Here is a 15,122-nt window from a genome sequence, read left to right on the forward strand (position 1 = left end):
ATGAATGTTTATTGTGTGAGGTTGATACCATAACCAATGTTGTTATTGCTCTTCTGCCTTTCTTCGCTATTATTAAAGGTATCGCTGTATCAATTTGAGGGTTTGCATTGTCTGTCATTTCCAGTCTGTTATTTCCATTGCCTGTAAAAGTCTGTAAAAAGAATCAAATTCTTGTAGAGCGATGCTAAGCTATGCTAGCTCCTTTTATTTAATATTTGAAAAGTACTCTAAAAATCTATGTGGGATAACGAACAACAGAAAAACGATCCCGGACAAGACCCTGCTCTTGTCGTTAAACGCTTGTCACCGGCTCACCGACAGATTTCTGTACGTTGGCTCACCGGAACAGTTCTCACAGGAATCACCTCCTGCATTCTCATGGGGATTGCACTTTTTGCTGCTCTCGATGAACAGCAGCGATTGGTAACACCGCCCCAATGGTTTACACCCGAAAATCTTTCCAACACTCAAGACTCCGATGCCAACGGATATAAAGGGGACCGTATTTCTCCCACCCATGCACGGCAAAGCTTTGATAGCAAACGGCAATTTGAGTTATCCATTCTACAAAAAAAAGGCGATGAAAAAGTTATTCAAACACAACATTTTGAATGGATTCGCATGGCATTAGCCGAAGAGCGTCCACAAAGATATAGCTATCCCAAATTTGATTCGTTAAGTATGTTTTCTAGCGATTCGCCCCCTCAAACTGTCAAACTACAAGATTCAGGGCAAATTTACGGTGCAAAAGTAGAAAGCAAAATCATCTTACGCAACCGTAATTTTATCATTGATCAATTAGACTTTGATGGTGCCGATACCCTAACGGATGATGAAGCACAACAACAATTAAAAAAGGCTGGATTTTCTTTGGAAAAATCCAACGAACTCCTTTCCATTCTCACCTTGATTGACCCTTTAAAATTAGAAGATTCCTCCTCCTCTTCCCCATTTACCGATACGCCTGAAGTGCGTATTGTTCAAGAAAATGTAACCATTGCCCCTCAAAGCCAACGCATTGATCTCACGAAAAACTATGCTGAAGATATTATTCCTATTCGCAAAAAACAAAAGATCGCCGATGTTTTCAAAGACACCAGCTATACAAAGGAACAAATTGAACAGGTTGTAAACATTTTAACGAAATTTTACCATTCGGATACACTGAAAGAAGGAAGTCTGTTACGCATTGGTATCGTCACACAAGCTGGAGAACAAGATCATCTGGTGCGCGCAAGCATCTATCAAGGAATGTATCATATTCTTACCATTGCCTTAAATGATCAAGGACTGTTTGTTGAAAGTGCCGAACCAAAAATGTCAAAGGCACTGAAAACCGCTTTTCAAAATGGTATTCCCCATTCTTATGTTAGTACAGCACAATTACCAACAGCTTATGATGCACTCTATAGTGCTCTGCTTAGCCATAATCTATCGCAATCTCTCTCTCAACGTCTTATTCGTCTTCTTGCCACCAATATTGACATGAAGAGTCGAATAACACCAACGGATCAGATAGAAATATTTTATGCTTTGCCACAACAAAGCGAGACAGAAAAAAACAACAAAGAAGCGAAAAACGGCAAAAAGAATCAGAAAACCAAGCAAACTCTCACCAATCAAGACCCTGAAATTCGTTATATCAGTGCTACCTTCGGCAATGCCATTTATAAATATTACCGTTATCAATCAAAAGACGGAAGCGTTGATTATTATGATTCAGAAGGAAAAAGCTCTAAACCTTTCTTGCTCCGCAAACCCACTCCAAATGGTGTTTTTGGCTCCCCCTTTGGACCACGCAAGCATCCTATTTTAGGCTATGTGCGCATGCATACAGGTGTTGACTGGGTTGCTCCAAAAGGATCGCCTATCATTGCGGTAGGAGATGGTATTGTCACAAGAATTGGCGTAACCGGTGGCTATGGAAACCATACAGAAATTCAACATAGCAATGGGTATATCAGCAGTTATTCGCACCAAAGTCGTTATGCACCAGATATCAAGCTGGGCACAAAAGTCCGACAAGGACAAGTCATTGGCTATGTTGGCACAACAGGGATGGCAACGGGTCCCCATTGTCATTTTGAAATCATTGTCAATGGTGTAAAAGTTGACCCCATGCGCATCCGTATCCCTGACAGTAAGGCTTTAAGAAATCAAGACCTAGAAGCATTCTTGCATGAAAAAAACAATATTGATTCTCTGTTAAAAAGCCCAATAAAACCATCAGATGACACGTCTTAAGCCATACAGAACACCGATTCTATCGATGGTTAATACTTTTTTCTTTCATATTTCTGTCAAAAATCATTCCTTTGAGAAAGCTTAACGAAAGCAATAATAAGGTGGGTTTACCCTTCTGCCATTCTCTAAAAGGCTTTCGCCTCAATTATGAATCATGAAGTTGAATGTTTGTTGCCCAATGCTTTTAGATCTATTATCTTGTTTCAAAAAGAGCTAAAAAACATCATTGGTAAAAAATGAATTTTAACAGCTCTTATCGGATTATGCCTGTTCAACATTTTATAGAGTTATTTTATCGGGTGATAATTTTATGAAATACAAATATAGAACAATCATTGGCATTTTTCTTGCCATCTGTCCGTGTATAAAACCTTCTTTTTTGCATGCGCAAGCTCTTTCCGTGACACATGAAAAAAGACAAAACGTCATTGAAAAATTACCAAAACGCAAACAAAGTACCTTTGATGATCATTCAACAACAGTCTCTATCGCCCATGAACACACCAATCCACCGTCTTCCATGGTGTTAACTGCTAAAACTGTTGAACGTGGACAATGGAAAGCGGGTGAAGACAGGGGGAAAAGAGAACCTTCGAAGATCATTGCCTCTGGTTCGATAGGAAAAGCAGCGACCCTATCTCATGCTTGGCTTTTTGGAGCCAGTGGTCGGTTGAAATATAAAGCACAAGATGACAAAACGCTTTTACCATTCCGTCGAGATAATCCCTCTATGGACGCCCTTAAATACTCCGTATCTTCGAGCAACAAAAATTATTATTTAGAAAGAAGAGAGGAAAGGGGAAAAAACGCTAAAGTCATTTGGTATGTAAAAAAAACAGCGCCGATAAAAGATTATTCTGTCATCATAGCCGCCGATCCACAACCATGGCGTTTAAAATCTGGTGACGCGAACGCAAAGAGCAACAGAGAACCTTGGTTACAAACGAATAAGAAGGTAGCAAATGCCATAGAATCACACGCTGCTACATTTCACATTATCAATGGCGACTTGACGGAATTCGGCCGCCCGCAAACCTATCAAGACTATGCAGATGTGTATAAAAGCAGTCTTTATCCTGTCTATGAAGGATTAGGCAATCATGATTATTATAATAATGTTGGTAACTGTACGCTACCGATAGCCAATCTTTCAAAAGATGCATGTGCAATAAGTGCTGTTAAAAGAATGATTCAAGAAATAGACAAATACAGCCTTTCTTTACCACAATTCAATAAACACGTCATGTCTCGTCAACTCATCCACCTTGACACGGCTTATGACATAATAATGGGAAGTTTGAGTTATTCATGGGATTATGGAGATATCCACTATGTACAACTACAAAATTATCCAACTTATACTGTGAATTTATCGGATGGTCATACGAACATCATCATCACGAAAGCGCTCGATTGGTTAAAAAAAGATTTAGCTGCTGCCGATCAAAGAGGAAAAGTGACAATTCTCAACTTCCACGATGCACGCCCCTATTATAGAGAGAAACATTCGCATTTCCTTCAACCAAAAAATGCGAAAAATCTCGCTGCCTTTAAAGAGATTATTACCTCTCATAATGTCAAAGCGATCTTTGTCGGACACAACCATCATCCAAGTTATTGCCGTGCACAAGATGATAAAGTTTTCGGCAATATCCCTGTATATACAGCAGGAGCATTGTTTAGAGGAGACTACTACCTCGTTGATGTCCAAGGAAAGGATCTTCACGTTAAAGCCTATAATGGAAGAACAGGGAAAGCCATTCTGGTCAGGGATTTAAAGACAAGTGGCATCACCAAACGATTTCGCAGAAGTTGTAGTAATTTATAAGAATATTTTATATTTATCTTATCAAATAAAGGGACCTTAAAAACTCCCTTTTACGATAGCGCTTGTGCCTCTTTTGAACCATTGGTACTAAGCTTTGGCAAAGGGATAACAATTTTTGTCCCCCCCAAATGAGAGGTTTCAAAAAGGGGTTTTTCACCAAACTGCATACACAGCTGTTCAACAACCAAACGTCCAAGCCCTGCTTTTTGCGCTGCAGTCTGACTCTTCATCCCCACCCCATCATCTTCAACAATCAACATCAATTGTCCATCTGGCTGTGAACCAAAAGAGAGATAAATATGACCAGCCCTTTGGTTGGGAAAAGCATGTTTGAAAGAATTCGTTAGCAATTCACCAAGGATAATTCCAAGTGTTGTTGCACCTGTAGAAATTTATAAAGCAATTTGTTGCTCTTAACCCTGATAAGAAAGGGGTATAAGCTTCACTCTTTTACGATGGCGCTTGTGCCTCTTTTGAACCATTGGTGCTAAGCTTTGGCAAAGGGATAACAATCTTTGTCCCCCCCAAATGAGAGGTTTCAAAGAGGGGTTTTTCACCAAACTGCATACACAGCTGTTCGACAACCAAACGTCCAAGCCCTGCTTTTTGCGCTGCAGTCTGATTCTTCATCCCCACCCCATCATCTTCAACAATCAACATCAATTGTCCATCTGGCTGTGGACCAAAGGAAATATAAATATGACCAGCCTTTTGGTTGGGAAAGGCATGTTTGAAAGAATTCGTCAGCAATTCACCAAGAATAATTCCAAGTGTTGTTGCATCTCTGGAGGGCAATCGACACTCTTTAAAATCCGTATGCACGGTAATATTTTCACGCAATTCAAAGGGTACAGCCAATTCAACATCATGGACCACTGAACTGAGAAACTCTGCCAAGAGCGTTGTTTCCATATCATCACTCAAACGCAAACGACGATGCGCTGTGGAGATTGTTTGAATACGATCACGTGCAGCCCCAAGAACGGAACGCACTTCTTCATTTTTGCTGCGATTTAATTGTAATCCGAGCAAAGAAGACACTGTTCCAAGCGAATTGCCAATACGATGGCTTGCATCTTGCAACAACATTTCAACCCGTTGGCGTTCCTTTTCGGCATGATTGCGTGCTCTTTCCAACTCCTGTGTTCGTTCTTTTACGCGTGCTTCAAGGGCTAAATTTTCACTATGGAGCAGCAATTGATACATTTTCAAAGAACGGATATCTCGGTGAAAACGATTAATAACAAAATAAGCGGAAATAAAAGTACTGACGACAGAAAGTATTGCCGCCAATGTTAAAGCCGCACGCATAAGCGCAATACCCTCACGCTGTTTTTGCCGTACCACATCATCCCCATTGATAAAGCTTGTCATCAATTGTGCTAAACTGGCCATTTGCACCCTTGGGGCTTCTAAAGCAACAGCTGGTTGAGAAGCTTGATCAGGGACCTCGTCAACAGCACGCATATGGGCATTCATAAAAGCCTTACGTGTTTCGACTTCCTTTTTAAAAGCATTAAACCACGCATACCATTGGGGATGAGCATAGACAAGAAGGGCGGTATATTGAAGAGTTTCATCAATCTCTCGTGCAGCATTTTCAAAATGGGCTTTATCCTCAGGCTTTCGGTTTTTTGCGTAGCTACGGTCCGCAATAGCCATATCGATCAAACCAATCAGTACCAAATCAGCCTGTTCGCGCAGTTCAGAACTTGTATTCAACTGTGCCACTTCACGATCAACAGCATTTGAGAGCAACATAATAAAAACGGATGCCAAAAGAGCCATCACAAGAGAAACCACAATTGCCACCCACCGCCAGCTTGATATGCCTGTATCAGAAGCAAGATTTTGCGAAAGCACATTCGTCTTTGTTGTCATAGAATTTCCATCGGCGAACCTGAAAATTGTCATTTTTCAGCACAGAGGAAAACGCCCTTATCGGAATATAAGGCAAAAGCCCGCGAAAGACTTTCATACAGGCTTTTTTCTTTTCCTTAAAAGGATGCACCAAACACTCTGAAACACCTCAGATGCTGACTTTTACTTTAATAGCTATAACGGGAATAAAAAAAACAAGGCTCTTGATCATAATTATTATGCTTTTTTAGCCGTTAAATGAACACAATGTGCTTCCCGCGGAATTAATATCGGGACCATAATCGGATTGACCATTGACTTTAAGCAGTTCCTGTAAGCGATGGCGCGCTCTGCTTACCCGACTTTTAATTGTTCCAACAGCACACCCACAAATAGCAGCGGCATCTTCATAAGAAAACCCCGAAGCCCCAATGAGGATAATGGCTTCTCTTTGATCAACAGAGAGCATATTTAAGGCTTTTTTGAAATCTTGCAAATCAAGTGATCCATATTGGGCTGGATGAACCGCTACATTTTGGGTAATCACACCATCGCTGTCTTGCACTTCCCTCCCCCTTTTACGCATTTGGCTATAAAACTCATTGCGTAAAATTGTAAAAAGCCAAGCTTTAAGATTGGTCCCCATTTCAAAACTGTCTTGCTTAGCCCATGCTTTCATAACGGTATCTTGGACCAAATCCTCAGCCTTATCGTACCTGCTACTTAAAGAAAGTGCAAAAGCCCGCAAGGCTGGTAGAATTAAAAGAAGTTCCTTTTTAAAATTTTTTACGCCCTCTACCATGGTGGATTTACACCTTTTCCACATTATTGAGGTGAAATTGTTCAGCGCGCTCCAACCTGTCTAACAGTTCGAGCAAACGCACCGGCAGTGCTTCTTCCTGAATTTCCATGTAAAATTGGCGTAACTTTCGTGCTATTTCGCAATTGACCCCAAGAAGATCATCTCCAACTGTACAGTGATTGTTGAGATTTTTTTCACCGCGGTCGTTCATTTTTTATCCCCCTAATCCATATAATATCAGTAGCACTGATAAGAACTTTCGCCTTATGGTTGTAAATATAGTTGTATGCAAAAAGTTCCATATGGCAGAGGAACTTTTTCATCTGTTGAGAATTTCAACCAACAAAGTGCTCTAAAGGTCAAAGGAGTTATAAATTATGTCATTATCCACGCGCATTGCCCCACATCTTCCTTATCTTCGGCGTTTTGCCCGCTCCGTCACCGGCAGCCAATCCTCTGGTGATGCTTATGTTTCAGCGATGTTGGAAGCGCTTATTGCGGATATTTCGATTTTTCCTAAAGCATCGAGTGACCGCATTGGTACCTATTGGCTTTTTTGCCATCTTTTTGACCAAACCACCCCAAACATCCCAGAACCTCTGCCACAATTTGGTCTTGAGCAAAAAACCAGCGCTAAATTATCGTATTTAACGCCGCGTGCACGGCAAGCTTTTTTACTCATTGCCGTTGAAGGATTTAACGAACAAGAAGCGCGTGAAATCATGGGCCTTGATGTGAAAGCGTTCCGGAAGCTTCTCAATCAAGCCTCGACGGATATATCGCAACAAATTGCCACCGAAGTGATGATTATTGAAGACGAGCCGCTTATAGCAATGGATATTGAACAGATGGTCGAAAGTCTTGGCCATAAAGTTGTAGGAATAGCGCGCACCCGTGATGAGGCTGTCATCATGTATCATAAAGAAAAGCCGCGTTTAATTTTGGCTGATATTCAATTAGCCGATAACAGTTCTGGTATTGATGCGGTCAATGACATTTTGCAAAACGACCATATACCAGTGATTTTTATCACTGCTTTTCCTGAGCGACTATTGACTGGAGAACGCCCAGAGCCGACTTTTTTAGTCACCAAACCTTTTAATCCTGATATGGTAAAAGCGCTTATTTCGCAGGCTTTATTTTTCCAAGAGAATGCTTCTAAAGCGGCCTAGAACAGATTCACCTCTTGATCATGATGGTTATGCCTCTTCAAAACAAGCCCCCGATAGATACTTCGCATCTTAGCGCCCTCATGCAAGCAATTCGTGGAGCGGATATTTGTGTTCTCTATCAGACAACAAATCTCGACTATTTATGGGCTGAAAACTTGCCGCAACATTTGCAGAATAAATGGCACATAGGATGTCGTGACAGTGATTTTTTTTCGCTTGAACTTGCGGATAATATGGAAACCATTAAATTACAGGTTTTAGCTACGTGCAAAATGCACAGCATTGAAGCGCGGTTTGAAGATACTTCCAAACAAGTGACGTGGTATAAATTTTCTATTGATTGCCATCGCAATGATAATGGAGACATTATCGGTATTATCACCACAGGAGTTGATATTTCAGGATTACGTCGCCGTGAGCAAGTGTTAAAAGTCCTGCTTCGGGAAGTGAGTCATCGTTCTAAAAATCTTCTTGCCATCATTCAAAGTATTGCCAGCCAAACGGCACGCTATACTGAATCGCTGCAGATTTTTTTACGCAAATTTCAAGGACGCCTTCATTCTCTTTCACACTCTCAAGATCTGATCACCGATTCCGATTGGCGTGGAGCCCAATTTCGTGAATTGGTACAATCCCAAACATTAGGCTATTTGCTGAAAGATACAGAACGTTTTTCCCTTGAAGGTGTCGATCCTTATCTTTTTCCCAATGCGGCTTTACATATTGGTTTGGCTTTTCATGAACTTATTGTCAATTCGCTTTCTTTTGGTGCCTTATCGCAAGAAAAGGGAAGCGTTTGTATACGTTGTGAACTCGACACAACAATCAATGGCAGCACGCAACTTCTCATCACTTGGGATGAAAATTTTGCAGTACCGACATCTCTTTCAAGCAATAATAAAGCTTGTTTTGGCAGTGCCGTTTTAGAAAAGATTGTTCCAGTTTCTGTCAATGGTTCTGCTTCTTTAAAATTAACAGAAACAGGAATTGTTTATTGCTTACGCGTTCCAGACACGTATTTTGACATTTTTTTTTAAAACAATCGGTTAAAACGCGAAGATATAACAACGCACAACATGGGTAGAGTTGTTCTCACACTATTTTTTCGCAACACAAAGAGTTTTTTCTCTACCATAAATTTTTTAGAATTCATTCTTTAAATTTTGTTTTTACATTTTGTTTTTTCGGACTTTTTGCCGGAACCTCTTGCCGGAACCTCTTGCCGGAACCTCTTGCCGGAACCTCTTGCCGGAACCTCTTGCCGGAACCTCTTGCCGGAACCTCTTGCCGGAACCTCTTGCCGGAACCTCTTGCCGGAACCTCTTGCCGGAACCTCTTGCCGGAACCTCTTGCCGGAACCTCTTGCCGGAACCTCTTGCCGGAACCTCTTGCCGGAACCTCTTGCCGGAACCTCTTGCCGGAACCTCTTGCCGGCCGGAACCTCTTGCCGGAACCTCTTGCCGGAACCTCTTGCCGGAACCTCTTGCCGGAACCTCTTGCCGGAACCTCTTGCCGGAACCTCTTGCCGGAACCTCTTGCCGGAACCTCTTGCCGGAACCTCTTGCCGGAACCTCTTGCCGGAACCTCTTGCCGGAACCTCTTGCGGAACCTCTTGCCGGAACCTCTTGCCGGAACCTCTTGCCGGAACCTCTTGCCGGAACCTCTTGCCGGAACCTCTTGCCGGAACCTCTTGCCGGAACCTCTTGCCGGAACCTCTTGCCGGAACCTCTTGCCGGAACCTCTTGCCGGACCTCTTGCCGGAACCTCTTGCCGGAACCTCTTGCCGGAACCTCTTGCCGGAACCTCTTGCCGGAACCTCTTGCCGGAACCTCTTGCCGGAACCTCTTGCCGGAACCTCTTGCCGGAACCTCTTGCCGGAACCTCTTGCCGGAACCTAAAATCTTTAAAAACGTTTCTTCATAGAAAACGCCATAAGGCTGACAAATCGGAGGGCATGCTGTCAAGCTTTTATTTGGCTTTTATTTTATTTGGAAAATATTTTATGAATAACCTTGTCTTTATTCTTTTATTGGTTTCATGCACAGATGATTTTAACAGCTGCTATTCTAACAAAACCATGGTCGAAACCTATAAAACAGCGCAAGAATGTGAACAGGCCATGATACCATCCACAAAAAAATTTTCCTCTTCAGGACAGCAAATCTTTGCCCAATGTACAAGCATACAGGCAAACTTACATCAACAAGAAGTCAAGTTGAGTTGGTATGTCACAAATCGAGGCAATTTTTTGCTTAAAAGCCAAAATATGGATGATAAGACATTTAGAGAGCATGAAACGAATATTTTGCCTTCATCCTTTCCTCTCAATCTTTCTTCTACCAACCTCTTGCATAAAACACCTTAAAAGCATAAACCCATCAGACTTTAAGGAATAAAGGACAAGAGTATAGCATGATGGATAAGAAACAGGTTCAAACTTCAATAGACCATCGCGCAGAGCAAGCCTCCCCCCCTCAAGAAGAGCAAGCTTTAGACCCAGCGGTAGAACGCGTAAGAAAAAAGCTTATGCGTTTAATGATTGTTTCTATTTCAATAACGCTCATTCTCATTCTTGCTGTACTCTTTGGCGTTATCTATAAAATTATAGCGACAGATTCACCTTCCCAAAAAACAAAGCCTCTTTTTGCTCAAAGCTCCACTCAAGCAACTGTTCACCACACCCTCTCCTTACCGGAAAAGACGCAGATTTTGTCGCAAAGTCTCTCAGATCACAATATTGTGCTGAAAATCTTAACACCAGAGGGACAAACAAAATTTATGATTTATAATTATTATACCGGTGCACTGATTGCTGTCCTCTCTGTTGAAACAACAGAAGGGGCACCCGCTTCTCTCTCTCGTTAAACAGGCAACAATTTTCACAAGTGCTTAAATATCACTCTTCGGCTTAAACATTTTCCTCTGCCAAAGCTGTTACCACCTGACGTCAACGTGGTTTTTTCTGTATTTCTTCGGTTAAGAGAAAAAAAGAGGCAACTTTTTCTGTCGACGTATCACCATTTTGAGAACTGTCCAGCACTTCCCAGCAAAATTTCAAAATCGGAAAGTGCAAGAGAGATTCCGTCTTGAACAACAGAACACCTTAAGGCAATAAGATCTTTCACAAACGCTTAAATATCGCTCTTCGACTTAAACATTTTCCTTTGTTGAAGTTATGACCACTCGATGTCAAAATATTAATTTATAATGATAATTTATCTTTTTGCATGTCAAATGAGTCCCCCGAATATTGTAAGCTTCTCTCATTGCAAACCTGCTTATGTTGAATCAATCAAAAATATCCCCTTGCACATTATAAGTGGGATGAGCGTATGGGTAAAAAAGAGAGAAGAAAGGTGTAAAAATACCTGTTATGCATTGTCTCAATACCAAGGTTTCTTGTAATAGGGCTCTTGCAACATTGGGGGCTGGCAACATTGGGGGGCGGTAAAGAATATGATGGGGACAGCTTATACCTTCATAAGCGTGAAGATATAGTGGTGGTTCGTGGATTTTACGCTATACTATTCACGGGCGGCATTGTGAAATGGGCTTAGGTGTACTGAGAGATATCTCTTTAAAGGCAGCGTATGATACTGCCTTTTCTTTTTGATGTCTCTCAATGTCTCTTCAACAGAAGCGCCAAAAAACTTAGCGCTTCTGTTTATAGGAGAGGGGATAAAAACGAAGGATAAAAGATGCTTGTTTTTACAGCCCCATATTCAATTTACAGCTCTGTTTTCAGATTTATAGTCGGAGCCTGACCTACCGGAACTTGCCCCACCGGAACCTGAACCACCGGAGCCTGAGCCACTTTGTCTTAAAGTTTATAGCCTCATCTTAAAACTGTTCGCCTTGGTTTAAAACTGATAGCGGATTCCTCCTGAAAAACTTGCTCCTGTTAGTCCGGTTTTTTGCAGCTTTTTTCGATAGTTTATATCACCATGGAGTGCTAAACTGTGAGACAATTTTACATTGATGCCAATGCCACTTTCAATCGCAGGACTCATAGGATCAAGATCAAAGTCTCTGCCAATTGTGATGGCTCCATCGTCATCAAGTATTTTAATAAAGTTTACTTTTAAACCGCGGATCAATCTCAATTTACTCTAGAAGGCAAAGCGAATATTGCTAAAGACAGAAATGTGCGCTTTGCTCTCAAAAACAAGACAACACGGTTCATAAAAACCAGCACACAAGAAAAAGATGATGAGGGTAATTTTCTCCATAGAAAGACAGAGGATAGTTGTTTTCAATAGAAGAGCCAAAAATCTTGGCTCTTCTGTTTATAGGAGAGGGGATAAAAACAAAGGATAGAGAATGCTTGTTTTTACGTTCCCATTTAATTTACAGCTCTGTTTTAAGGTTTATAGCTTTATTTTAAGACTGATCGCCTTGGTTTAAAACTGATAGCGTATTCCTCCTGAAAAACTTGCTCCGGATATACCGGTTTTTTGCAGCTTTTGTTGGTAACTAACATCACCATGAAGAGACAAATTGTGTGAAAGTTGTGCACTGATACCAAGCCCACCTTCAATCGCAGCACCCATAGGATCAAGGTCAAAGTCTCTGCCAATTGTGATAGATCCATCGTCACCAAATGTTTTGATAAAGTTGACCTTCCCATAGAAAGACAGAGGATGGTTGTTTTCAGTGGAAATGGTTTTTGTCAAACGTCCACCAACACGGATTAACCATTGAGAAGGGTTGTTCATATCAATGATCAGATTATTGGCATCTTCAATGGATTTAAACATCAGATGTTGATAGGCAAGCTGTGCCTGCGGTTCGAATGTTAAACCTTCCATTCCGGTGGCAAATTGCTTGCCAAGGGTGGTAGAAACACTCACCATTTTGGCATTTTTCACTTTTGCGGTTTTGCCCATGATGGCATTGCCGATATCACCCTTGAAAACACCATAAGAGAACAGTGTATCAAGATAGAAACCATTGTCATGCTGTAGGCTGCCATAGGCTGTTAGCGACCATTTATCCAATGTGCTCTTGCTTACATCTGCCATGTCCTTTGGAGTGAAAGACAGTTGTCCGTAAGTTCCAACAACACCGAAATGTGTGATGATTTCTGTCCCTCGATTGCTGCCAATGTTGCCCCCGCTTGGAGAGCAGCATAACGAATATCAGCGCCATAACCATATTTGAGAGGACCACGCGCAGAAGATAAGGTCCCTGTGCTTCCATAGGTGGAGAGGAAGAAACCGGTGTTTTTCTCCTCTTCCTTTCCTAGGATGGATGTTCTGATATTGGCTATCAGTGCGTTTTTCTTGGCCATATCGGTTAATCCACTATAGAAGAGAGCATTTGGCATGACCAAGTAGTTTGCCGTTTGTGGTACAGGGGCGTTCACACTTTGACCAGAGCCTGTTTCAAGCAGTTTAGGTTGCAAACGGAAGTCCCAGAAGTTTTTATTTTTTTCATCAAACAGATTTTGCCCAATATCAGCTTTGCCTTGGCTTGACTCTGGTCCATAGGCACGCAGTGTATACATATCCGGAGAGCCATCTCTTGTGGTATAGCCATTTACCAGTTTAAAAGAGTCTTCTTTTGCTTTTCCAGAGACTTGAATGAGTGACAGACCACGGACATTGGCAGCAGCAGAGGTGTTTGCTTTCCCATTGTTTCCTTCTAAATGTCCCGTGACATAAACGGCTGTTGTTCCTGATACATCGCCATCAATGAGCAATCTGTCGGTTTTTTGATCAGCTATCGCTGCACCATCACTCCATTCGGCATTGAAGTAAATTTCTGCGTTTCCTGTGGCATTGTAGACTGCGGTATTTTCTGGCTTACCAGATCCTATATGCAATGTGTGATAATGCTCTTCTATTGGTCCTTGGAAAACAATCTTACTGTTGTTGAGGTTAAGAACAGAAAGATCAGAACGTGCTCTTTGAGCGATATCAAGCAGATTGCCATCCTTATCTTTTTCTTTTGTACTGGTTTTTACGATCCATGTTGTATCGTTTTTAAGATCAAGAAGTGTTCTTGCATCCTTTTCAATTGCTGCTCTTCCTTCCAGAAGAGAGTGATCAGCGGTTAATGTCAACATGCTCTGGTCTTTGATTTCTGCATTGTCCATTCGTTCTGTTAATAAAACATCTGCGTGGATTTCTGAGTTATTGAGGTTGACGTTACTATTTGCTGCAAGACTTGCAAAAATACCGATGCCATCTTCAACAAAGAGCTTTGTCTTGGTTAAATTGAGAGTATGCTTGCATATCTCTCTTTCGTTAGGGCATGAGAGTGCTATAGCTTGGCTTTTTGTTTTTGTAGTCACATCTGTTGCATCAATTTTTCCGTTGCCATTTGCCATGTGAAAAGCAACATCACCAGTCACTTTTCCGCCTGTCATCACGATTGAAGAAGGTCCTACTAAGAGTCCATTCTTGGCATCAATTTGCACATCCTTAAAAAAAGCAGTGCTTTGGTAGGCAACCGATACTCCCACTGTACCGCCTTTAAATGAGCTGCCGGATATTGTTACCTGAGATTCATAGTCTACAGTCATAGCGGTGGAGGTGCTCTCAACTGTTACATCTTCTAGAGTCAACGTACTTCCGTAGCTTATTATTCCACGTTTTTTTGCATGAATATGAACGTTTTTCAATTTGTTGTCATGACTGTTGTTTACAGTGACAGCTGCTTGTGTGCTGCTCTTAATGGAACCGCCGGTCATATCGATTGTACCATTGTCTTCTACGTGTATAGTACCATTGGGTATGCTTATACCATAGGGTATGTGTCTAGTACCATTGCCTAGTTTTTGTGTAGATGTGTCTGATGATGAACTTATAGCAACATTGTTCAAGTGAACGATACTGTTGTTGCCTGTTATATACACTGCTCTGTCAGATGCATCAATGGATCCCTCGGTCATGCTGATCGCGCCACCCTCTTGTGCCTTTAGGCCGATTTTAACCTCTTTAATTGTGGTATTTTGCAAATTAATTACGCTGTTTGCGCCGAGAGATTGTGCCCCGATTCCGTTGCCATCCGTTTTCAAAGCAACATTTGTGACATCAATATGACCTTTTTCTGCGAACAAGGCAGCTTCTTTCCCAGTGACTTCTCCTTCCGTCATGGTGATTTGAGATCCAGCTCCCTCTGCATAGACCCCATCACCATCAGATGATGTAATTTGTGTATTATCGGTTAAAGTAATGGTGCTGTTATTTGTGGCACTTATTGTTGCATTTTT

Annotated in this window: 12 protein-coding genes and 3 pseudogenes (1 of these 15 only partly in view); 8 read left to right on the forward strand and 7 right to left on the reverse strand. The window is 41.6% G+C overall.

Annotated features, from left to right (window positions below):
- From LNM86_RS12765 to LNM86_RS09395, 3 genes are all read left to right on the forward strand, one after another.
- On the forward strand, nucleotides 1-98 hold the 3' portion of the coding sequence (locus tag LNM86_RS12765) for a hypothetical protein (protein WP_256460908.1). It extends 37 nt beyond the left edge of the window; the window shows 98 of its 135 coding nt (coding positions 38-135); the start codon falls outside the window, past its left edge; the stop codon is at nucleotides 96-98.
- 139 nt (nucleotides 99-237) lie between these two features.
- Nucleotides 238-2,244 (forward strand): M23 family metallopeptidase, encoded by a 2,007-nt coding sequence (locus LNM86_RS09390; RefSeq protein WP_241437468.1) that lies wholly within the window; start codon nucleotides 238-240, stop codon nucleotides 2,242-2,244.
- Between the two features lie 310 nt (nucleotides 2,245-2,554).
- Entirely contained in the window at nucleotides 2,555-4,072 is a 1,518-nt protein-coding gene (locus LNM86_RS09395; RefSeq protein ID WP_241437469.1) for a metallophosphoesterase, read from the forward strand.
- Between the two features lie 50 nt (nucleotides 4,073-4,122).
- Here the strand turns inward: LNM86_RS09395 and LNM86_RS09400 are convergent.
- The 4 genes and pseudogenes from LNM86_RS09400 to LNM86_RS09415 form a co-directional block, all read right to left on the reverse strand.
- Nucleotides 4,123-4,461 (reverse strand): annotated as a pseudogene (locus LNM86_RS09400) (ATP-binding protein); the annotation flags it as partial.
- A gap of 61 nt (nucleotides 4,462-4,522) precedes the next feature.
- Nucleotides 4,523-5,953, reverse strand: coding sequence for a sensor histidine kinase (locus tag LNM86_RS09405; RefSeq protein ID WP_241438977.1), 1,431 nt, complete (start codon nucleotides 5,951-5,953; stop codon nucleotides 4,523-4,525).
- A 226-nt stretch (nucleotides 5,954-6,179) separates the two neighbouring features.
- Nucleotides 6,180-6,734 (reverse strand): RNA polymerase sigma factor, encoded by a 555-nt coding sequence (locus LNM86_RS09410; RefSeq protein ID WP_241437470.1) that lies wholly within the window; start codon nucleotides 6,732-6,734, stop codon nucleotides 6,180-6,182.
- A 7-nt stretch (nucleotides 6,735-6,741) separates the two neighbouring features.
- On the reverse strand, nucleotides 6,742-6,945 hold the full coding sequence (locus tag LNM86_RS09415) for a NepR family anti-sigma factor (protein WP_241437471.1): 204 nt from the start codon (nucleotides 6,943-6,945) through the stop codon (nucleotides 6,742-6,744).
- A 166-nt stretch (nucleotides 6,946-7,111) separates the two neighbouring features.
- Between LNM86_RS09415 and LNM86_RS09420 the strand changes: the two genes are divergently transcribed.
- Nucleotides 7,112-7,906: a response regulator gene (locus LNM86_RS09420; protein ID WP_241437472.1), complete on the forward strand. Its 795-nt coding sequence runs from the start codon at nucleotides 7,112-7,114 to the stop codon at nucleotides 7,904-7,906.
- A gap of 20 nt (nucleotides 7,907-7,926) precedes the next feature.
- Entirely contained in the window at nucleotides 7,927-8,943 is a 1,017-nt protein-coding gene (locus LNM86_RS09425; RefSeq protein WP_241437473.1) for a PAS domain-containing sensor histidine kinase, read from the forward strand.
- 132 nt (nucleotides 8,944-9,075) lie between these two features.
- On the opposite strand, the gene LNM86_RS09430 is transcribed toward LNM86_RS09425, so the two are convergent.
- A complete protein-coding gene (locus LNM86_RS09430) occupies nucleotides 9,076-9,870 on the reverse strand; it encodes a hypothetical protein (RefSeq protein WP_241437474.1) in 795 nt (264 codons plus the stop codon).
- Between the two features lie 38 nt (nucleotides 9,871-9,908).
- On the opposite strand from LNM86_RS09430, the gene LNM86_RS09435 reads away from it, so the two are divergent.
- The 3 genes and pseudogenes from LNM86_RS09435 to LNM86_RS09445 all read left to right on the forward strand — a co-directional run.
- Nucleotides 9,909-10,271 (forward strand): hypothetical protein, encoded by a 363-nt coding sequence (locus LNM86_RS09435; RefSeq protein WP_241437475.1) that lies wholly within the window; start codon nucleotides 9,909-9,911, stop codon nucleotides 10,269-10,271.
- A 47-nt stretch (nucleotides 10,272-10,318) separates the two neighbouring features.
- Complete coding sequence (locus tag LNM86_RS09440; RefSeq protein ID WP_241437476.1) at nucleotides 10,319-10,771, forward strand: hypothetical protein; 453 nt, start codon at nucleotides 10,319-10,321, stop codon at nucleotides 10,769-10,771.
- Nucleotides 10,772-11,310: 539 nt separating this feature from the next.
- Nucleotides 11,311-11,507, forward strand: a pseudogene (locus tag LNM86_RS09445) (Arm DNA-binding domain-containing protein); the annotation flags it as partial.
- A 259-nt stretch (nucleotides 11,508-11,766) separates the two neighbouring features.
- Here the strand turns inward: LNM86_RS09445 and LNM86_RS09450 are convergent.
- Together LNM86_RS09450 and LNM86_RS13070 are read right to left on the reverse strand one after the other, a co-directional pair.
- Nucleotides 11,767-12,009 carry a hypothetical protein gene (locus LNM86_RS09450; RefSeq protein ID WP_241437477.1) on the reverse strand — a complete coding sequence of 81 codons (243 nt, stop codon included), beginning with the start codon at nucleotides 12,007-12,009 and terminating at the stop codon, nucleotides 11,767-11,769.
- A 297-nt stretch (nucleotides 12,010-12,306) separates the two neighbouring features.
- Nucleotides 12,307-14,621: pseudogene (locus tag LNM86_RS13070) on the reverse strand (autotransporter outer membrane beta-barrel domain-containing protein); the annotation flags it as partial.
- Between the last annotated feature and the right edge of the window lie 501 nt (nucleotides 14,622-15,122).

It is taken from the genome of Bartonella machadoae (assembly GCF_022559585.1).
GTDB classification, from domain to species: Bacteria; Pseudomonadota; Alphaproteobacteria; order Rhizobiales; family Rhizobiaceae; genus Bartonella; species Bartonella machadoae.